At 37.8% G+C, this 20,699-nt stretch carries 16 protein-coding genes; 7 read left to right on the top strand and 9 right to left on the bottom strand.

Annotated features, from left to right (window positions below):
• Positions 1 to 65 precede the first annotated feature (65 nt).
• Positions 66 to 593 carry a non-heme ferritin gene (gene ftnA / locus CXF85_RS04985; RefSeq protein ID WP_101227429.1) on the bottom strand — a complete coding sequence of 176 codons (528 nt, stop codon included), beginning with the start codon at positions 591 to 593 and terminating at the stop codon, positions 66 to 68.
• A 240-nt stretch (positions 594 to 833) separates the two neighbouring features.
• On the bottom strand, positions 834 to 1,307 hold the full coding sequence (locus CXF85_RS04980; protein ID WP_101227428.1) for a peroxiredoxin: 474 nt from the start codon (positions 1,305 to 1,307) through the stop codon (positions 834 to 836).
• 254 nt (positions 1,308 to 1,561) lie between these two features.
• Between CXF85_RS04980 and CXF85_RS04975 the strand changes: the two genes are divergently transcribed.
• Entirely contained in the window at positions 1,562 to 2,554 is a 993-nt protein-coding gene (locus tag CXF85_RS04975; protein WP_198555498.1) for a recombinase family protein, read from the top strand.
• A gap of 27 nt (positions 2,555 to 2,581) precedes the next feature.
• Here the strand turns inward: CXF85_RS04975 and CXF85_RS04970 are convergent, their stop codons facing one another.
• A complete protein-coding gene (locus CXF85_RS04970; RefSeq protein ID WP_101227426.1) occupies positions 2,582 to 4,534 on the bottom strand; it encodes a methyl-accepting chemotaxis protein in 1,953 nt (650 codons plus the stop codon).
• 278 nt (positions 4,535 to 4,812) lie between these two features.
• Here CXF85_RS04970 and CXF85_RS04965 point away from each other — a divergent pair, with 278 nt between their 5' ends.
• On the top strand, positions 4,813 to 5,895 hold the full coding sequence (locus CXF85_RS04965; protein ID WP_101227425.1) for a TonB family protein: 1,083 nt from the start codon (positions 4,813 to 4,815) through the stop codon (positions 5,893 to 5,895).
• 350 nt (positions 5,896 to 6,245) lie between these two features.
• Here the strand turns inward: CXF85_RS04965 and CXF85_RS04960 are convergent, their stop codons facing one another.
• Positions 6,246 to 7,058, bottom strand: coding sequence for a class I SAM-dependent methyltransferase (locus tag CXF85_RS04960; protein WP_101227424.1), 813 nt, complete (start codon positions 7,056 to 7,058; stop codon positions 6,246 to 6,248).
• Between the two features lie 341 nt (positions 7,059 to 7,399).
• Between CXF85_RS04960 and CXF85_RS04955 the strand changes: the two genes are divergently transcribed.
• From CXF85_RS04955 to CXF85_RS04945, 3 genes are all read left to right on the top strand, one after another.
• Positions 7,400 to 8,098 carry a single-stranded DNA-binding protein gene (locus tag CXF85_RS04955; RefSeq protein WP_101227423.1) on the top strand — a complete coding sequence of 233 codons (699 nt, stop codon included), beginning with the start codon at positions 7,400 to 7,402 and terminating at the stop codon, positions 8,096 to 8,098.
• Between the two features lie 68 nt (positions 8,099 to 8,166).
• The gene (locus CXF85_RS04950; protein WP_101227422.1) at positions 8,167 to 10,311 is read left to right on the top strand and encodes an SHOCT domain-containing protein; all 2,145 of its coding nucleotides are present in this window, start codon (positions 8,167 to 8,169) and stop codon (positions 10,309 to 10,311) included.
• Positions 10,312 to 10,411: 100 nt separating this feature from the next.
• A complete protein-coding gene (locus tag CXF85_RS04945) occupies positions 10,412 to 11,077 on the top strand; it encodes a TVP38/TMEM64 family protein (protein ID WP_232771080.1) in 666 nt (221 codons plus the stop codon).
• Between the two features lie 37 nt (positions 11,078 to 11,114).
• Here the strand turns inward: CXF85_RS04945 and CXF85_RS04940 are convergent, their stop codons facing one another.
• A complete protein-coding gene (locus CXF85_RS04940) occupies positions 11,115 to 11,588 on the bottom strand; it encodes an NYN domain-containing protein (protein WP_101227420.1) in 474 nt (157 codons plus the stop codon).
• Positions 11,589 to 11,953: 365 nt separating this feature from the next.
• On the opposite strand from CXF85_RS04940, the gene plsB reads away from it, so the two are divergent.
• Both plsB and CXF85_RS04930 read left to right on the top strand, forming a co-directional pair.
• Positions 11,954 to 14,389: a glycerol-3-phosphate 1-O-acyltransferase PlsB gene (gene plsB / locus CXF85_RS04935; RefSeq protein WP_101227419.1), complete on the top strand. Its 2,436-nt coding sequence runs from the start codon at positions 11,954 to 11,956 to the stop codon at positions 14,387 to 14,389.
• A 120-nt stretch (positions 14,390 to 14,509) separates the two neighbouring features.
• Positions 14,510 to 15,298: a hypothetical protein gene (locus CXF85_RS04930; protein WP_101227418.1), complete on the top strand. Its 789-nt coding sequence runs from the start codon at positions 14,510 to 14,512 to the stop codon at positions 15,296 to 15,298.
• A 20-nt stretch (positions 15,299 to 15,318) separates the two neighbouring features.
• Here the strand turns inward: CXF85_RS04930 and CXF85_RS04925 are convergent, their stop codons facing one another.
• The 4 genes from CXF85_RS04925 to CXF85_RS04910 are packed head-to-tail and all read right to left on the bottom strand — an operon-like array spanning position 15,319 to position 20,492.
• Positions 15,319 to 17,229 (bottom strand): putative bifunctional diguanylate cyclase/phosphodiesterase, encoded by a 1,911-nt coding sequence (locus CXF85_RS04925; RefSeq protein WP_101227417.1) that lies wholly within the window; start codon positions 17,227 to 17,229, stop codon positions 15,319 to 15,321.
• Complete coding sequence (locus tag CXF85_RS04920) at positions 17,229 to 18,821, bottom strand: sensor domain-containing diguanylate cyclase (RefSeq protein WP_101227416.1); 1,593 nt, start codon at positions 18,819 to 18,821, stop codon at positions 17,229 to 17,231. The genes CXF85_RS04925 and CXF85_RS04920 overlap by 1 nt, the downstream gene beginning before the upstream one ends.
• The gene (locus CXF85_RS04915; protein ID WP_101227415.1) at positions 18,814 to 19,248 is read right to left on the bottom strand and encodes a hypothetical protein; all 435 of its coding nucleotides are present in this window, start codon (positions 19,246 to 19,248) and stop codon (positions 18,814 to 18,816) included. Before CXF85_RS04915 ends, CXF85_RS04920 begins: the two co-directional genes overlap by 8 nt.
• Positions 19,248 to 20,492 (bottom strand): hypothetical protein, encoded by a 1,245-nt coding sequence (locus CXF85_RS04910; protein ID WP_101227414.1) that lies wholly within the window; start codon positions 20,490 to 20,492, stop codon positions 19,248 to 19,250. Before CXF85_RS04910 ends, CXF85_RS04915 begins: the two co-directional genes overlap by 1 nt.
• Between the last annotated feature and the right edge of the window lie 207 nt (positions 20,493 to 20,699).

Raw genomic sequence — 20,699 nt, 5'->3', positions numbered from 1 at the left:
GTGTAATGCACTTTTGAGTGGGAACATTTAATCAAACGATAGCATTAAACAGAATAGCTAGGCGCTTATGCGCCAGCTTCTGTCATTATGCTAGTGCTGCCAACTTTGGCTAGTTCAGCTAAATCTTTATCAACGAAAAATAATGCATGACCGTCATTACCCACTAGGTTGATTTTATCTACAATACCTTTGAATAAAGTCTCTTCTTCATGTTGCTCAGAAACATACCATTGCAAGAAGTTAAAAGTAGAATAGTCTTGATTAGTAAAGGCTTCATGAGCAAGTGAATTAATGCGCTCAGTGATTAAACATTCATGGTCGTAAGTCATTTCAAATAATTGACCTAACGATTCAAATTCATGTGGCGGCGCATCAATAGAACCGATAATAGGTAATGCGCCTGTTTCACTTACGTAAGTAAATAAGCGGTTCATGTGCTGAATCTCTTCATTGGCATGTTTGCGTAAAAACTCTGCTGCGCCGGCAAAACCTTTCTCTTCACACCATGCGCTCATTTGTAAGTACAAGTTTGAAGAGTAAAACTCTAGATTAAGTTGTTGGTTTAACTTTTTTACCATTTCAGCTTTTAACATGATTTTGCCTTAAAGATTTTAATTGGGTGAATTCTGCCTTTTTATCAGTACTGATTCAAGCAATTAATTGTATCATTTAAACATTAAAGACATAAAAAAACCTTATTAACCAAGTGGTTAATAAGGTACATCATTCTTATTCGTGTTCTTATATCGATTGCTTTTAGTATCAATTTTAATGAACGATTTTAGTACGTTAACACTAATATTCTCGCTAATTTGTCATTGATATAAAGTAACTTACAGTTGTTGAAGAATAACTTCAGCTTTACTGACTTCAAACGATTTAGGCGCTTCTACATGCAAACTGGTTACTTCGCCATTATCAATAATCATAGCGTAACGCTGAGAGCGTACACCACCAAAAGTAGCGGTATCCATGCTTAAGCCTAATGCTTTGGTATAACTACCATCGCCATCAGCTAACATCATAATGTTTTCAGCATTTTGTGACTCGCCCCACGCATTCATTACAAAAGCATCGTTAACTGATACACAAATGATTGCATCAACGCCTTTGGCTTTTAATTCGTCAGCCGAAACTACATAGCCTGGTAAGTGTGCTGCAGAACACGTTGGTGTAAAAGCGCCAGGAACAGCAAATAATACTACCTTTTTAGTCGCAAAAAGTTCCGCTGTATTATGCGTGATCATTTCGCCGTTTTTCAATTCTTGTAGTTCGCCTACTGGCATTAGTTGGTTTTGTTGGATCATGAAAACACCTTTATGAGTTTGTGAAAAGTTAGCGTAAATTTTCAAACAACTTACACTAGTAGAAGTTAACTATGCCTAGCTTAACAAAGTTAAACTTATTAAGACGCTTTTTTAAGGTCAAGTTCGATATCGTTGACCTGATTACAGACATCAGTTGAAGTAACATTAAAAGCCATCATGCCTACAACTCATTACAGTACCGTACGGTTGTTACATTTATAATGATGAAATTAATAGCCTTACGGAATAATTACATGACATTCAACGCTTATGCCTACAAGCGTGTTTCAACTTCAATTCAAGATAAAGAAGAAAACAACGGGTTATCTCACCAGCAAAACACCATCACTGACTTTTTAAAACAACATCCTACCTTTAAGTTATCAGATACCGCTTACACCGATAAATCTTCGGATCTTCATGGGCTGAACATTAGCGACGATGCCGGATTAGGAAACGTCATATCAGACTGCGAAAGCGGATTAATAAAAGCAGGTGACATGCTTTGCATCGAGGTTGGCGACAGAATTTCAAGTATACCGCCAAATGATGCAAAGGCCTTATTTCAACGTCTGTTAAGTTATGGTGTAAAGGTTGCCATTGTTAAGTGGGGCATAGTCATTGATAACAAAGACAATAAACTCGATTTTGCAGCAGAATTACTGTTAACCGTTGGCTGTCAGTTATCATTCATGGAAAATGAACAGAAATTACAGCGCAATTTTTCTGAAAGTCACCGTAATGTAATTAAAGCGAGTGAAAGAGTTTCATTTCATGGGAAAAAGGCGCCAAGATGGTTAGCGTTAAATAAAGATCAGACCAAATTTATCGTTAAACCGCTTGAAGTCGAATTCATCGAAAGATTATTCACGATGAAAGCATCGGGTATGACCTGCAATAAAATAATCACTATTTTACATGGCGAGAATAAGCTAATGCTTGGTGGCGTGCCACTAAGACCGGATTCAATAACAACATTGCTACAGAACCGAAAATTAATCGGTGAATGGCAACCACTGCACAAAAGCATTGTGGATGGTAAAGCTGTTGAAAAAATAACGGAAGAGCCAATCAAGGGTTACTTTCCGTCTGTAATTGATGAACAACTATTTAATGAAGTTCAAGCTTCATTCAATCAACCTCAAAATGATCAAAAAACCAGTAAAATGAATACCATCTTCAGTGATCTTATGAGGAACAGTCCCTTTAATAGAGTGTTGAGAAAAAACAAGAGCTATGAGTTATAAGCTACGTTTATTTAGTACATTAACTTATTAAGACGCTTTTTTAAGGGTAAGTCCTATATCGTTGACCTGATTACTCACATCAACCGAAATGACATTGGATAATTGCTGCGAGTCACTTACTTCTTTATCTACATTAGCCATGGCTTGTTCAAAGGCAATAAAGTGAGTGCGTTGCAGGGTAATTTGTTCAAGTGTATCTTGAGCAACCGTTGCAGAAACTTGCGCCTGCCCAGTTACAGCTAACGCGGTTTCTTGCAATTCATCGACGATAATACGTTGATTGTACGATGCCTTTTCAATGTCATTAATGATGCCTTCAATAGAATTACTCGCACCTTGTAATTGCTTTAGACGCGCTGAAATTTGTTTGAGCGATTCTTGCGTTTTACCGGCGAGTTGGCGTACTTCATCAGCGACAACAGAAAACCCTCGGCCATGCTCTCCTGCTCTGGCCGCTTCAATAGCAGCATTAAGTGCCAACAAGTTAGTTTGATCGGCAATAGCGCTAATCACATCAACAATCGAGGTAACTGATTCAACCGAGTGAAATAGTGAGGTAATAGCCTCTTTACTTTCCTTTGCCGCCAAATTGGTTGACTCGCTTGCCGCTAGTACCTGTGACACATGATGCTGACTTACTTCCATGGCTTGTTTGGTTGCCTGAGCATTATTAACAACTTGCCCTGATAGCGTATTCACTGTTTCGGTTGCCTCACCTAAGGCTTCCATAATTTTTCTTGCCCCTTGAACATGTTCACTGGTGGTATGCGATGACTGATAAATGCTTTTAACTTGGCTCTCCATCGTCGTTAAGGCTTTGGCCACTAGGTCTAATTGCAGGGCTTTATCCTTATCATCTTGCGCTAGCTTATTAACCATATGATTAAAGCTGGTAGATATTTCACCAAACTCAGTTCTTTTATCAATATTAGTAATGTTGTCTACTTTGCCTTGAGCCATTAGTTGTACAAAACTATCACGCAAATTACGTAATGGCTGGAGAATAACACTACGCTGTAACCAGTAATTTGCTAGGAGGAAGACCACCAAAAAAATTAACAACCCAATGACAATGATATAAAGCTGCTCATTTATTTGCTCTTGCTGCTGTGAAATATCAGCCTCACCTTGCATGATGGCTTTTTCAATATTGCCCACTTGTTTAGCTAATAGGGCAAAGCCCATTTGTCGTTGCTGCTGCTGAGCTAGGGTGTTCTCTAATTCTCGTTGATAGCGATTGAATAATGACTGTAATTCATTAATGGCTTCGAGACTTAAATCTTCTTTTTCATCACTATCCCCTAATAAATCTTCACTTTCATCAAATAAGTCGTTTTCGCTTTCTTCATAAATAGCTAAGGCTGGTTTTATTAATAAGACATTACCTAAGCTTTTCAGTTCGATTAGTAGAGGGTTTATCGATTGAATATTGGCTTGTGACTGGGAAAAAATGGCTTCTCTGGCGCTGACTAAATCGGCAAGTAACTTCCCTATCGCCTGTGTGGTAATGAGGTAGTTAAACTGCTTTTTTAACGATAGTACTTGAGTCTTTTGTACGTAATGCGCTAAATCGTTATTAATAGCGAGCATTTCTTGTTCGCCATTACGCAAGAGCACTAACGGATCACCACTGAGTTTGCCCATAGCGCGAAATTTGGTGTCGATATTATGGGCGAGGGCTTTGGCTTGCGAGTCTATTTTCTTAGAAAGTTTATCGATATTTAAGCGAGTGGTTTGTTTTACAATATTGGTAAGTTGCTTTTGCGCCTTGTTTAATAGCGCCGCATCACCTGTTTGTAGATACTCAACAATAGTGCGATTAAACTTAACCGTTGTTAAGGAAATAAGTGCTTGATAGCCCTTATATTGCGCTCTACTTTGACTTAACGATTCACCTACGTGATACATGGTTGCCATAAATATCACAGCAAAAATACTGATTGCCGTCACAGACAAACGAGAAAAGCTAGAAACGCGCATAACATGAATGCCTTTACGATAAATAAAGGCAATGATCACTCATGGGCATGACAGTAATGTTACATAAATATGACGGTTTTATGTAACATTACCTAATGACGATACTACATATTAGGTTTAGGGATGGCTTGTTTAACGTAAACATCGAAGCGATTTTTTATCTGCCCGCATTCGTGTATAGTTTGTGTTCAATAAAGATTATGCACCTTACCTATTAATTGTAATGATGTAGTAAAGTCATGATAGGTCTTTTATTAACATGAATTCAGGGATGAAAAATGCAAATTAATAAGCTCAGTTTGGCTACGGTACTTTTATTATCATTTAGCTCGTTAGCCGAAGAAAATAAAAGTATAAATTCACAATTCAAAGACGCTTATCATCAATATCAAACAGCTATTAAGGCGAATGATAAAGAAGCTCAAACTAAATATGCAAAACAATCTTATGAACTTGGAAAACAAGTTTATGGTGAGTCTGATATTAATACCGCAAGTTTAGCCGTTAACTTAGCCTCTTTGTACATAGATAATCAGCAATATATTCAAGCTAATGCACTTTTATTACCTACTCTTCCTGTATATGAAAAAGAATATGGAAAAAAATCTCTAGAGCAAATTGATATCTACTTTGCTCTTGCCAAGTCGACGCCAAGAAAAAATCAGAGAGAAATACTTAATTATTATCGAGAAATATTGAATATTACCGATAATTATAAAGAAGAAAATCCTAGGCTAAATGCTCAAATGCAACTTGATGTGGGGATTGAGTTACTTTCTATAGGCTCTAATAAAAGCAAAGTCATTTTAGAAGCGAGGGATTACTTTACCAAGCATTTAGCCTCAAATGATAAAAGGGTCGTTAATGCCAATTTTTTTGCTGGTAAACATTATTTAGCCAAGGGAAATCTGAGTAAAGCAATTGACGCATTTGAAGTCAATTTACCTGTATTTGAAGCATTAGATGGGCCAACCCATCCATTAGAACTTAGTACTCACGCATTTCTAATCGGTGCTCTAGAGCGCAAAGGAAGAAGTGAAGAGGCAACTAAGCATTGTATCGCTATCGGCTCAATGACTCCTTGGGATGATGCTCAAAAACCTACACCACTGTATCGAGTCAATCCCAAATATCCGATGAATTTAGCGCGTAGAGGAAAAAGTGGTTATGCTGTTATCGAATTTACAATATCAGATTTTGGCTTTGTTAAAAATGCTAAGATATTAGAGTCTAAAGGTGGGAAAGGGGTTGAGAAAGAATCGTTGCTTGCTATGGAAAATTGGCGTTATGCGCCAAAGTTTGAAAATGGAAAAGCGGTGGAAACAACGGCAAGTGTCCAGTTAGATTTTAAAATTAACTAGAATATCAATTGTTTTTTAGAGTAAAACATCAGGGTCTGTTGATCTTTCGAGATTATTTTTACAGCAACTTGTTTGGTATTTAGACAAGGCAGAGTATGTGACGTGTAGCTGGCTACTCGAACAGACGATAACGTAGACTAAATTTCAAACAAGTGCTGCCCTTTAGGGTTCATTTAAAACAAATTTACTCATTGTTGCTCGCTTTTTTAATAGAATGACTATGACACAAAGCTCGCGTCGCGATTAAATTCGTTTTAAATTGAATAAATTTTAACCCTGAAAGATCAACAGCCCCTAGGGTCAGCTGTCAAAACATGACCCTAATGTTAATTATCTATTCAACGAAGACACTAGGCTTTAGGAATAGCCAACTTAACGTAAACATCGAAGCGATTTTTTTTCATATTGATGCTCATCGATGGTTTTTTATTGGCTAGTGGTGGCGCATAACTTGGTCTTTTTACCACAACGCGATATGTTGCTAATGCTAAGGCCGGTGCAAGTAAATCATCTGCATCCAGATCTTCACCAACCAGTGATTGGAAGATTCGCATTTCTTTTTTTACTGCTGCAGATTTTTCACGGTGTGGGTACATAGGATCTAAGTACACCACATCGGGAGCAAGATCTAAGTCGACTTCATCGAGTGATGTACCGTGAAATAACTGCATGTTATTGGCAATATCGGCAACTTCATGATGTAGTTTAGCGCGCTCAATACCGTCATCTAATAGTGCAGCCACAACAGGCATCCGCTCCAATAAGGTCAGTTTACAACCGAGACCCGCTAATACAAATGCATCTCTACCAAGTCCTGCGGTAGCGTCTAAAACATGGGGAGTAAAACCATGTTTTAAACCAACTGCTTTGGCAATATCTTGACCACGACCACCACCAAATTTACGTCGGTGTGCGACTGCACCCTCAACGAAGTCTACTTTGATAGCACCCAATTTAGGCTCATCTAATTTACAAAGTTCAAGTGCGTGGTGATGCATTTGCAACACAAATTCAAGCTGAGGCTGTTTACTGGCAGCAACAACATGCCCGAGATAGTTGAGGTGCCATTTTTTGGCAAGTCGTTTAGCGTATTCGCTATCGACACTATCTACGTAACCTACGGCAATGTTGTTTAAGTGCTCGCTGACAAGTGTTGGGCTCATTAACTTCCTATATGCTTGCCCAAGAAAGACAAGATCTTTTTAATTTGACGCTAAAATGTTATCTACATTATATACCCGTTACTATTCAAAGTGCACTCTGAAACATGCATCGAGATTAGTCATAGCTATTGAAACCATGATCTTCCTGCCTTTCACTTACAATTAATAAGCAGAGCTAATTGCAGATAAAGCACTTTAATAAAGTTTCTAACTAATTATTCCTAACAAACTATTAACAACAGCACTGCATTTATACTAAAATATAACCACTGCCCTAAATTACACAAAGAGATAGTAAGTAACTGAATAATTGGTTTACTTTGCATCTCAAAGGAAAAAAATTGTCTTTATCAGATGCTGTTAATAAACACCTAAAAACACCAAGTCCGCAACTTTGTGCCGTGACTTTATTGGGAAATTTAGTGGCAACACCAGATATTCGTTATCGTGCGAACCCTGCAACGGCTGTCACTGAAATTGTTTTAGCGACATCTAGCAAGTGGTTAGATAAAAGCACCAGTAAGTACAAAGAATGGACTAGCTATCATCATGTAAAAGTTGAAGGTGAGTTGGTAGAGCAGGCATTACTTCACGCTAACAAAGGTGACATTATTTTATTGCATGGCTATTTAAGTAATATTAAGCCTAAAGCAACAGATAAAAGTACCAATCACATAGGTATTGTACACGCCAACTTCGTGCAAAAATTCAACAAGGGTTATACTCAAGCAATTAACCAAATTCATTGTAGTGCCCAATTAATATCAAAACCAAAACTGATGTTAACTGAACAAAATAAGAACATTACCCAAGCAAATATTATTATTAATCAGCATATTTATAATACCGATAAGCAAGCATGGCAGACAATTTCAGTAGAACGTGCCATTCACGTTTGGGGAAAACAAGCACAAAACCTAGCCGAACATGGCGATATAGGTGATGAACTGATGTTAGAAGGAAAACTAAGTTACACCAGTGGTGCAAACAAAGATCAGTTTATTGAGGTAAAAAACGTGCATTTATTTAAGGAAAAATAAAAGCGCTGTATAGAAATACAATATCAAAATTTGTTAGCAAAAAACTGAACTATGGATGACTCAACTTAATGCTTACTGTAAATAACACACTGTTTTTTATTTTTTTTCTGTGCCTGCTGATCACCAGTAGTATTAGCCGTGCCAGTAACGAAAACCAATATTTATTGCAAAAAATAGCGCAAGCTCCGCAATCAAACACTGAAAAAAATCAGTGGCTGTTACTGATGGAGCAACCAGGAAACAGTCAATATTATTACCTAGTAAATAAAGGAGGAAAAGTTTATCAGCTGCAACAAGATAGTCCTGATAACACCTCTTTATTAGTAGATTTACAAAATTCTTCTGTTAAAAATTCCGTATTGCAGCTGAGTGCTTTCACTTTACATCCTAATTTCTCTTTACGTGATCAAACAGGCTTCAGTACTTTCTATACTGCTCATATTGAAAAAACTACCGACAATAACAAAGCAAAACGGTTAGCCGGCTCATCTGTCTCAATGCCACTTGCTTTTGATGCCGTGGTAACAGAATGGCAACTGGATTTAGCCAAAAAAGTCGATAAATCAAAGCAACGAGAAGTGTTGAGAATTGCCATCCCCACCTTAAAAAATGGCATTAGCCAATTAAGCTTTAATCCGTACAGTAAATCGTGGCATGAGGATTTTTCACAGCTGTACATCTCACTGTCACAGAGTCCTACGCTAAAAAAACATCCGCTTTATTCTGGTGCTATCTTACGTATTCATCCGCAACAAAATAGCACTGAAAGTTATACCGTGCCTCATAGTAATCCTTATTACGCTAATGATAAGATTGATAAAACACTGTATTTATTCGGCGCAGGCCAAATAAAACAATTTATTTGGCCTGATAAACATGCCACAAGATTGTTGATATCACACCAATACAGCTTTAATGATACGGTAAGCCATAAGCTCTCGTATAGTGAGGGCGGTGAAGACTGGCGAAATCAGGCACCTAAAGCGTTTTTATATCAAAATGAAAATGCGCTATCTGCTAATAGTTTATTAGTATACCGAGGTCAAAATGCACCAGCCTTGCGCAACAAATTGTTATTGTTATCGAAAAATGAACAGTATTGGCAACTTAACTCTCTGTCTGGTGACATAACGTCAGAGTCAACGGATAACTCAAAACAACAAAGGGTACTTCCCCCACCAACAGTAGAGTGGCAATTACAGCAACAAGCACTACAAACTACACACTTAAGCCTCTATCGTGATAATCGTGACGAACTCTTATTTTTCAATGAAGATAGCGGTGCTATATATCAGCTCTTTCAGCAAGACATCATTCAAGGATCACCCAAAAGTGAGTCAAGTGGCTTAGGTGGTATCACCGTATTCTTCGTTATCATGTTTGCTTCATTTGGCTTTTATATTTTTTATCAAGTAAACATCCAACAACAGTCGGCAAAATCCTTGGTGCGTAGGGAGTTTTCTAATCTAGCATGCACTGATGATAAATTAGCGCTAAATTTATTTAGGCGCCATCAACATGAAGCAGCTAAAGTCATTGTGTTAACGGATATTAAGCAGTGCCAAATATTACTTGGTGACTTAGTCATAGGGACAATTAATACCACCTTAGGGCATGGTTTTAATGAACAGCAAGAACAAGCGTTACGCGAAATATTTCATACCGAACAAATCGCTAAAATGGTAGATGGCAAAGTACGTCGTATGAGTTTATCGATCAATGTTCAAGAGAATGACAAGTATATGATTTGTTTATATTTACGAAAAGGCAGTGATAGAATAACCAAAAGAAGTTACTTTGAAGTAGTCGATGATATTATTGATTGGTGTTGGTTTATTGCCAATGAGATCAATGCCGAACAAACGGGAAAGCGCATTTTAAAACCGATACTCACTGCCGCTGATATTGCCCTAGCCGAGCACAAAATCCATGATGATACGCCACTGCATACTCAAGCGGCTAATATTCGCCCGGCAACACACCCTAATTCAATAAGCGATGCTGTAGAAGCTGAACAAATGGCAGAGGTTACTAACTCTGAGGAAACCAACGATGGTCAGACATTATCGAACCATCAAAACACCACCGTAATCGAGTCAGCCAAAAGAGAAACAGATTTAGTGAACACATTAGAAAAATTAGTTAAACTACAGCAACAAGGTTTTTTAACTGCCGATGAATTTGAGCAGGCAAAAGCCAAGTTATTTAAGTAACACTGACTAATTAAATAATCTATTTGGTATAACCATGCTTTCCAAGTTCATCTTATATTCCTCCCGCGCAAGTACCACTAAAATACTAGCAAGCCTCATCATGATAATTATTATCGTGATGAGCTTATATCAATGGCTCGCACATAGCCCAGCACTTTCTTCAACAGCAACAGAAGCTGGTTTTAGTTTAAGTGATTGGACAATCGCTTTAGTGGAAAAACTAAATTGGCAACAAGAAGACAGCTCACCAGCTTTTAATACGCTGTTGCTGTTTCTCTTTTTATCGCTGGCAACCAGTATTGGCTTACCCAGACAAATTGCCGCTTTAGTTGCAGGCATTAACTTAGGTGCTTTCATCGGCGTGATTGTTGCCACATTGGCCGCAACATTAGGCTGCTTAATCACCTTTAACGTTGCTCGTTACCTGTTAAGCGCTAGAATCACTCGTAAATACCCAACTCAGCTAGCAAAACTATCTGACTTTCTAGGAGAGCGAACCTTCTTAAAAGCCATTATTATTCGCATATTACCACTGGGTAGTAATTTTATAACTAATATTATTGCCGGGGTTAGTAAGGTATCAATGCCTGCCTATGTTAGTGGCTCTTTTGTCGGTTTTATCCCGCAAATGATCATTTTTTCATTAGCCGGAAGCGGTATACGTTTAGGTGCACAAAATGAACTCATTGCGAGCGCAATATTATTTGTTATTGCACTTTTATTAACGGCATATTTAGTTAAAAAACATAAAGTAAAAAAATGCTAAACCGCACGTTATACCCTTTAAATTCACTCGCAGCTGATTATAACAATAGACTTTGTTCTATTTTATGGTGAAGATCTGCCGCATCTACCAAAGACTTTGCCGTTAAACTATCAACACTATAAACTTCAGTAGTCACGCCATATTTTTCACGAACCTTTCGTAACAACAAATCAAAATCACCATCGCCAGAAAGTAATATAACGGTATCAACTTCGGCTGCGGCTTCCATAATATCGATAGTGATACCTACATCCCAATCGCCTTTGGCGGAGCCATCTCGACGTTGGATATAGGGCTTTAGTTTGACGTCAAAACCAATATGTTTCAGCGCTTTTTGAAATTTATGTTGTTGGTCATCACTGCGTTGAATAGCATAAGCATTAGCGATAGTGATATCACCCTGAGCCATCAATTCTTGCCATAATAAACGGTAGTTAAATTGCTTAGAAAAAGCATCTCTGGTGGTATAATAAATGTTTTGCACATCAACAAATACGGCTATTTTTTTCAATGACAACTCCTTAATGGTTATACCAATTCCAATAAGCTTCTTCCTACTCAGCGAGAGTTAAAAGGCTTAGAGGCAAGGCATTAATTGTAAATAATGGTTAATCCCTTATTAAAATCAATAACGCAGCATGTAAGCCTTTACCTTTTATTAGATATTCGCCCTTCGGGAGCTTTCCTGCAATTCGATAACCGCTGGAAAGCTCCGAGTGGAAACTAGCTTAATGGACTTGGTATTAGGTCTTTATTTAAGATCAAACTTGATAACTTCAGTGTGCTATCACTTTAGTTACAAACCAAGACAATTTTAACTAATGATGCTAAAATCCACTTTTTATAGCTATTAATGACTAATCCGAGCGATACAACATGTTGGCCTTACGTTCTTTTTTCTACTTATTATTAAAACTCCCACTGAAGTTACTGGTTCGCTGTAAAATAATTACCGACAGTCAAAGTATTACCGAACAGCCAAGTCAGCCGATTTTTTACATTGTTCGTCATCAATCTGCATCTGACCTTTTAGCGTTGCAAAATGCCTGTAAAAAACAAAATCTGCCGGATCCCCTTGGCCAAGTAACCATTAACGGTAAAAGCCTTAATCGCACATTATGCTTGGCAAAACCAACACCACTTTTTTCATGGCGAAAAACCCGTAAAACAACAGCCACGGCTCAAGGTTTAGCCCTGTTAAATCTACATGTCGAGGATGAAAGTCTCGATGCAAAATTAATTCCTGCCAATTTAATTTGGGGCCGAACGCCAACTAAAGAACGTAAAAACCTCAATATCGGTACCTTGATAGCGGATCAAGAATCCCCGAACTGGTTACGGAAACTATTCATCGTATTGTTCTTAGGCCGCGATACTTTAGTACGTTTTAGCGAAGCTTTTTCTTTCCGTAATATCACCGACAATCACGGTAGCGATGAAACTGCAGCTCATAAATTCTTACGCGTTGCTCGCTTCCACTTTCATCGTCAAACTATTGCGGCTAAAGGCCCTAGATTAATGCACCGCAAACAGATGTTTACCGCTTTATTTGCCAACCCTTCAGTCAAGCGCATGATTAGTGACGAAGCAAAAAGTAAAAAAGTGTCTGAAGCTGAAATTAAAAAACAAGCGTTAGTCATCATGAATGAAATTGCTGGTGACTACAGTGTTTCTTGGGTTCGTTTTGGCGAAATCATCTTGCACTGGTTATGGAAACGCTTATACAGCGCCATTAACGTCAGTAACGCCAAAGTGTTGCGTAAATTAGCGCAAGATGGCCATGAGATCATTTATGTACCCTGTCATCGTAGCCATATGGATTACCTACTACTTTCTTATGTGATTTTACAAGAAGGTTTAGTCATGCCACGTATTGCTGCGGGCATAAACTTAAACTTCTGGCCTGCAGGCACTGTTTTTAGAAAAGGCGGCGCCTTTTTCATTCGACGTAGCTTTGGCGGTAACCGTTTATATTCAACTATTTTCCGAGAATATTTAGGGCTGTTATTTGAACGTGGTTATGCGGTTAAGTACTACACCGAAGGTGGCCGTAGTCGTACAGGGAGAGTACTAGCGCCGAAAACGGGTATGCTAGCAATGACTATTCAAAGTTTATTACGCGGTATTGATAGACCTCTGACTCTCGTTCCTGTTTACATGGGTTATGAGCACGTTATGGAAGTAGGCACCTATCACAAAGAATTAAGTGGTAGTGAGAAAAAAAGCGAATCAATTTTTGGCGTGCTAAAAGCGATTAAGAGCTTACGTAACTATGGTAATGGTTATGTGAATTTTGGTGAGCCGATGAATATTAACGAATTTTTGAATAAACAAGTACCTGACTGGAAAGACTCGATTGATCCGATTGATCCACAAAAACCGACCTGGTTAACACCTACGGTAAATGTGCTTGCTGGACAAGTCATGGAGAACATTAATAAAAGCGCTGCGTTAAACGGTGTTGCGTTAATAGCCTTGATTTTGCAAGCGAGTAAAAACAAAGCCTTATCTAAACGTGAGTTAGAAACACAACTCGATTTTTTCTTAAACTTACAGCGTCAAGCACCTTTTAGTGAACAACTCACTATTCCAGAAGAAACAGGCGCAGAGCTACTGACGCATGTTATATCTCTTAATAAGGTAACCATTACAGAAGACAGCTTTGGCAGCCTAGTTTCCCTCTCTGAGACCGCTAATTTAGAGATGCGCTATTATCGCAATAATATTTTGCACACCTATGTGGTACCAGCTATGGTTTGTCGTTTACTTGATAAGCACAGCAAAATAAATCAAGACGAATTAGTAACCAAAGTTCATAAGCTAACGGCATTACTGAAAGAAGACTTATATCTATATCAAGATACTAAACAAGTTGAACAGCAAACATTAAAAATTCTTAACGTACTAGAAAATATGAATATTGCTAAACAAAGTAAAGCTGGCTTTTGGTCACTCACTGATGATGGTGAACTGCTAAGCCAGGTACACGCAATGGCTGAGTGTATTGATGAAAGCTTGCAACGCCTCGCAATAATTACCTCGTTAACAAGTCGTTTAGCGCCTATCAGTAAGCGTGATTTAGAAACAAAAGTAGTGGCCATTGCTAAACGTTTATCGGTATTAAACAATATTAATGCCCCCGAATTTATCGACAAACGTGCTCAATCTACGTTAATCGCGACTATTCGTGAGCAAGGCTATATTGAAATGAATGATGATGGTTTGCTTGTTACTAGTGACAGCATGGCTGAAATAAAAGCCACTGTGATTAACTTGGTTGATATTGAAGTATTACAAAGCATCGCTCGTTAAGCGCTTTACTAAGTTATACAGAATAATTTAACGACAAAAAAACACCAAGGTACATTGAACCTGTGGTGTTTTTTTTGGTCTATCACTTTACCTATTGAAGCTAAAAGAACTGAATAGATTGTGTTAAAAGGACGTTACACTGCGATTGTTATATCGGTATTATTGCATTTATTAATTTTATTTGCCCTAACCTACAGTGCGATAAAACAACCTAAAATAATCAAAAAAGATAAACCTAAAATCACTTCAATCAAAAGCTTTTTATACTCAGCCCCCAAAAAAAGGCCTAATACAGAAATCACGGCTAAAAAAAACATTAATGAACAAAAGTCGCTGCTAAAAGTTGAGCCAAAAAAATCGACACCTAAAAAACCAGTCCATACGGAAGCATTAACAGTTGCCGCTACAATACCCGTAAATAATTTACCAAAGAACACGCAAAATAAAGCAGTCATTAATACGCTGCCTAAACAGGTTACTAATGCCGTTAAAAGTGACACGGTGACAACTAAAAATAAAGTGGCGGGTGCGAGATTTGGAAACTTTTCTAGTTATGACCGTTTATCACGACTAAGACAAAAGCTAGACAACCAACAAAGTGAGCAAGCTTTTGCGGAGTTTACACAGAAGCGTTCTGCCTCGGTAATGGATGGTGAGCCCTTCCCTGTGCCAAAAACAATCGTGCCGCTGACGGTAGAGCAACAGCATAAACTGACTACCAGCACATCTCATACAGGCTCTATCACCAAAAATGATGACGGTACTTGTACCATTAATCGCGCACAAATATATGGTAGTCCCATTCCAGCAACAACCTCTTATTTTGCCTGTGGTGAGAGTAAATTTGATAAAAACTTTCGCGAACATATGAAGAAGGTGCAGGCTAAACTCAAGACTAAAGGCAGGTAGTAAAACTAGCAGCGAGTTAACTAGTCATTATTGTCAGACAATAAAGCAATAAAGTCCTGCTGTGGTAAAGGTTTGGACCAGAAATATCCTTGGCCTACTTCGCAACCTAATTTAGCCAGTATGCTTGCTGTTTCTTTATCTTCAATACCTTCAGCGACATTGGTAATATTCAAACTTTTGCTCATCTGTATAATTGCTTTAACGATTTGTAATTCATTGCTTGATTGAGAAATATTCATCACAAATGAGCGATCAAGCTTAAGAGTGCAGACATTGAATTTGGTTAAATAGCCAAGGTTTGAATAACCAGTACCAAAGTCATCAATGGCAAATGAGATGCCAAAAGCACGCAATTCATTAATTTGCTTTTGAATATGATTAATATCATCCATCAAAATTGACTCGGTCAACTCTAACTCTAAAAAATGTGCGGGTAAGTTAGCCTGATGTAGGGTGTTTATGGTGTGCGTAGCTAGGTTACCGCGTTTAAAATCTTCTGCTGATAGATTTACTGCTATGCATAATTTATTGAAACCTAGTCCATGCCATTGCTGACAAGCTTTTACAGAATGTTCGATAACCCAATGAGTGATATCAGTAATTACCCCTGTCTGCTCAGCTAAAGGTATAAATACCGTCGGTGGTATAAAACCATATTCAGGGCTAATCCAACGAATTAGTGCTTCGGCACCTACAATTTGCTCGGTTATTAAATCTACTTTTGGCTGAAAATGTAAAACAAATTCATTATTGCTAATGGCACTTTTTAATGCTTTTGTTAACTGTAATTTCTCTTGTTCTTGAATTGCCATCGCTTGGTCAAAGAAATTAAAATCAGCTTTCTCACCTTCAGTTTTGGTGTGCATAGCAAGGTGTGAATTATGCCTTAACTCGGCCATGGTACTACCGTCAAAAGGTGCTAGGGCAATGCCGATATCAGGCTGTAAAACCACATCATAATCTGTGACATGAAAAGTATGACAACAAACTTGGTGTATTTTTTCAACAAACTTACTAATACCTCGATAATCCATAGAATGCTTTAAAATTACAAATTCATTCTCCTGAAACCGGTAAATAGCGGTATTGTCATTATTAAAAGACATTAACCTAGTAGCCAGCTGCTTTAATGATTCATCACAAATACTATGGCTATAATTCATCTTGATAGAGTGCTGGTTACTGATATTCAAGGTGATGAAAGCTAGGATGTTACCTGACGATTTTTGCTGCTGTAAAATTGATTCCAGGTCTGTTTTACAGACCTGTTCATTAGGTAACTGTGTTAGTTGATCGTAACGGTTACGCTTTTGTAGTTGATTAATTGTTAGTTCAAGTGAAGCATTTTTTTCTAGGATTTTCTTAAACCGTTTTCTCAGGTCTGAAAAAATATAAAAAACACCGACCGAAAAAAAAGTTAACGTGATGATGTAACTAAAAACTCGCCCCCACAGAGGCAACGACTGAAAGAGTAACGCCCCGGTCAGTAAGCCTTGGCTATGTGCAAAGGCAAAGAAACACAACGCACTAATAAGGTAAACGAAGAGAGAAATAAAAATCAATTTACCCGATAAGACAATGGCCAACATGAGGAGGCAAGGAAAGGCTAAGACACTGGTATCAAAGATGCCATTACCTAACCAACAAGCATAAGTAATAAATACAGCGACTGACCATAACACCATGCCTGAGATAACGCTGCAAGTATCCGGAGAAGCCCATAAGAAGAAAAAGAATAAAATGATAATTGACGAAGACATCGCCAAAGCTAAAGTCGATATTACAAAGTCATTAAAAAACAAGTCACTGAAAAGTAATAATACCAGAATAGTAATCAATATCTTCAAGGTCAATCTAAGTCGATGTACTTTTGCTTGATCTGAAAATAGCGTAATTGAAGAGCGAGTTACTTCATCTTGTTGTGCCACCATTACTGTTTACTTTCATTTGCTAAGCTGGTTATATCACTAGTAAACGCCAAGTATTTTTCACTATTACTCGATTTTTCTTTTTTCACTTGATACATAGCTTTGTCTGCCGATCTGATTAATTCTAATAACTCAACTTGGTCATCCGGGTAAAAACTCACCCCCATACTTGCGGTAACGAAAACGCTTTTATTATGCTGTGACAAATGCAGTGGTTTGCTCAGTTTTGACGATAATTTGGCACAAACATTAATCACTTCTTCTCTAGAAGCCTCAGGTAAAATAATGACAAATTCATCGCCGCCCCAACGTGATAATACATCCGCTTTTCGCAAGCTCTTTAATAATTGACTGGAAACATGAATCAATATTTCATCGCCAGCGTCATGACCAAAAATATCATTGATTGGTTTAAAATCATTCAAATCCATCATGATTAATGCAAAAGGCTTCCGAGTAGTCGTTAACTGTTTTAAATGCTGCTCTGCCGCCTGACGATTAAATAATTTAGTTAAACCATCATAATTTGCTTTCTGATCAAGTAAGGTTATTTGCTGTTTACGTTTTGAGATATCGTGTAAGGTGATTTGATAGTTCTCTTGGAAGTCATCCGTCACTAACAATGTCACCACAACTTGCATCCATATCTTTTCTTCATAAAAGGATATTAGCTCTAACTCTGCCGTCGCTGACTCATTATTAGCAAAAGCAATTTGAATCTGCTCATGCAACTCTTTTTTCATAATGAAGAGATCTTGTAAATAGTTTCCGTAATTTTTTTTCAACGGTAAATTAAGCTGTTCCGTTAACTTTTCAAACGTCTCATTATAAAGCAGGATATCGCCCTGAGGTTCAATTAAGACTATGGCCGACGTTGCATTTTCGAACAGCATTCTAAACCTTGATTCTAATACTTGAACCTCATTGCGAAGGCTTTTTTCCCTAAGCATTTGTTGTTCCGCTTTAGCTAATAAAACATTCACATCATCCGCTAGTTGTCCTATCTCACTATTTTGGTGAGATGCTGGTTTATCTATTCGATCACTCGTACCAGGATTTGTGAGATGCAGTGCTTTGCCAATACTTAAAATAGGTCGGGTAATAACAGAATAAGTTACTAAAATTGAAATAATGGTAATAATTAGCGCTTCAATTGCAACAACGAAGGCATTGGTTACACTAATATTATTTGCTTTAACGCCAAGGTGAACTTCATTTGCTTTAACAAAAAGTACCCCCACACGCCGCTCTTTTTGAAAAGGAGAAAACAAGACAAATTCAAGTGTATCTGCCGATTGCTGATAGTTATCACTTTTCACCATGAGCGTATCAGTTTTAATCGCTGCAGAAGTAATAACATCATTACTAATTAAGCCATTAACAACCTCTTTGGCCAGCTCTTCATCATCCAAATAACTCGCGATCGATGCTGTAGGTGAAACCGTATTAGCCAATTGATTAATACTTTGTTTACCAAGAGCTTGCTCATTAATAAAGGTAAAACGATAAAAAAGTTGGGTGGTAATAAGCCCAACAATCACTGCTGTAAAGACAATAACTATTGCCAATCGAATAACGATGCCCGATTTATTCATTTAAAATATAAACAACCTTTAAATCTTCTGTGATAAGTGACTGTGGCACATAACCAATAGCCTGTTCATTCGCGATGATAAAAGCAATTAAATCTGTTTCGTTTGGCTTAAATACCGCTTCTCGCTTCCTACCGGTAAAACGTAACCTTGACCAATAAGCGTTCACTCGTGATAAAGGCATACCAACAAGATTTTGATAAAAATCAACTTTTATCTGATGTTCGCCATTAAGCTCAACCGGTATCGCTTTAAGATCATTAGGGAAGGCCACATATTTCCCCATAAACAAATCAATAAGTTCGGTGCGAGATAACTTCTCAACAGGATTATGCTTATTAACCACAACAACAAGCGGTTCCTCAGCTTTAACTGATATAACCAATAGTGCCAATATTAGTAGGGTCGCTATTTGCTTAAAGCTCCCCATCAGAACACCGTACTTAAGGTTAGTAAAACGGTATTCACATTTTCTGCTTCATTATGTTCTGATGTATTCAGCCACAGGACACTACCCGAATCTTCAATTTTGGTATAATTCCATTGCAGAGATGAAGCCATATAATTGGTAATATCCCAACGCCAGCCCAGAGATATAGTTTGCTGATTTGCTGAATAAAAATTCATGAGTCCCGTTATGCCATGAATAAGCTCTTCTAAAACGACTTCATTTACTCCTGGCTCATCAAAAACATAAGTATTTGAGTCAGTAAAAGCATAGATACTATAAAATTGATGAGCATTAATTCGATATGACAGAGCCGCATACCCACTGGTTATTTTAGGTATTACATCACTGTCTGAAACTATACGTGACAATTCGACAGAAGCGAGCCAATTGTCCCAGTAATACTGAGCACTTACTGAAGAATAGTCGACCTCTTGCCCTGTCATCAGTAATGATTCGGCAAACACCTCTGAATCAGGCCATAAGAAGTCAGGTACTTGATTAATACTATCGATTGCATAAGTATTCGATTGAGGCTCGTTCGCAATAGTAACTTGGGTATGTTTTGCCTGTATTAGCCAGTTAAAGTGGTCAAATGTAAATGAAATACCAACCACATCTTCAATTTTAACCTTTTCAACAACTGTACTACCTGATATTTCGGCCTCACTAGAGCCAGTAAAAAGCTTAGTTTTAAAAACACCGCCTAAACCTCGTTGTTGATAAGTAACATCAAGACCATCAATACTTCGATAAGGAATAATGCCATAAACCTCATTGGGTGCAGTAGCCCAGACATAAGAAAAATCTACATCACGGTATTCTGTCAATAAAAAAATGTCAGGGGCGGTTCGGCCAACTCTGACACTCCAGTTCATATTCACTTCATACCGTAAAAATGCCAGTGTGGTATATCTATCTAGTGATGGTTCAGGAAGGTCTCTAATGACCGCTTGATATACGGCATCAACATTTGGTGCAATAGACCAATCAGCTTGTAAACCAAGTAGTGAATGTTGTTTAAAGTCAATTTCACCTGAATAGACCGCACCTTCTGAACCTACATTTTTACGATAGCCATGATGGTCCGAATCAGAGACGGCAACACCAAGCGTGGCAAAACCACTAAATTGTAGCTTATCTTCGTCGGCTTCATCTGCGAAGGCATATGATGCAAAGAGCAAGAAAGGTAAACAGAGCCATTTTTTATATTGAACTAGAAGCATACAAGGTGATAGCCAAATAATAGTTTGTCTATAAAATATATATCAACATTGCTCATTAAGCAACACCATTAAAACAAACACTAGCAAAAACAATAACTAACATCACATCACTAACTACACAGTCATAACATTTAACAGACACTTTTATTGAATCGCGTTTAAAAAAAAGCTAAACATTTGAACAATGAATAGCAAAATTAAATATTT

The sequence above is a fragment of the Colwellia sp. 75C3 genome (genome assembly GCF_002836255.1).
GTDB lineage: Bacteria > Pseudomonadota > Gammaproteobacteria > Enterobacterales > Alteromonadaceae > Colwellia.
Note: the sequence above shows the minus strand (reverse complement) of the source record. Positions and strands in the feature narration are given on the sequence as shown.

What these genes read in the sequence shown, in the direction of transcription:
- CXF85_RS04920 (WP_101227416.1), bottom strand. Translation starts at nt 18,821, where the DNA reads ATGAATAAATCGGGCATCGTTATTCGATTGGCAATAGTTATTGTCTTT.
- CXF85_RS04910 (WP_101227414.1), bottom strand. Translation starts at nt 20,492, where the DNA reads ATGCTTCTAGTTCAATATAAAAAATGGCTCTGTTTACCTTTCTTGCTC.
- CXF85_RS04915 (WP_101227415.1), bottom strand. Translation starts at nt 19,248, where the DNA reads ATGGGGAGCTTTAAGCAAATAGCGACCCTACTAATATTGGCACTATTG.
- CXF85_RS04950 (WP_101227422.1), top strand. Translation starts at nt 8,167, where the DNA reads ATGCTTACTGTAAATAACACACTGTTTTTTATTTTTTTTCTGTGCCTG.
- plsB (WP_101227419.1), top strand. Translation starts at nt 11,954, where the DNA reads ATGTTGGCCTTACGTTCTTTTTTCTACTTATTATTAAAACTCCCACTG.
- CXF85_RS04945 (WP_232771080.1), top strand. Translation starts at nt 10,412, where the DNA reads ATGATAATTATTATCGTGATGAGCTTATATCAATGGCTCGCACATAGC.
- CXF85_RS04970 (WP_101227426.1), bottom strand. Translation starts at nt 4,534, where the DNA reads ATGCGCGTTTCTAGCTTTTCTCGTTTGTCTGTGACGGCAATCAGTATT.
- CXF85_RS04960 (WP_101227424.1), bottom strand. Translation starts at nt 7,058, where the DNA reads ATGAGCCCAACACTTGTCAGCGAGCACTTAAACAACATTGCCGTAGGT.
- CXF85_RS04975 (WP_198555498.1), top strand. Translation starts at nt 1,562, where the DNA reads ATGACATTCAACGCTTATGCCTACAAGCGTGTTTCAACTTCAATTCAA.
- CXF85_RS04980 (WP_101227428.1), bottom strand. Translation starts at nt 1,307, where the DNA reads ATGATCCAACAAAACCAACTAATGCCAGTAGGCGAACTACAAGAATTG.
- CXF85_RS04925 (WP_101227417.1), bottom strand. Translation starts at nt 17,229, where the DNA reads ATGGTGGCACAACAAGATGAAGTAACTCGCTCTTCAATTACGCTATTT.
- ftnA (WP_101227429.1), bottom strand. Translation starts at nt 593, where the DNA reads ATGTTAAAAGCTGAAATGGTAAAAAAGTTAAACCAACAACTTAATCTA.
- CXF85_RS04965 (WP_101227425.1), top strand. Translation starts at nt 4,813, where the DNA reads ATGCAAATTAATAAGCTCAGTTTGGCTACGGTACTTTTATTATCATTT.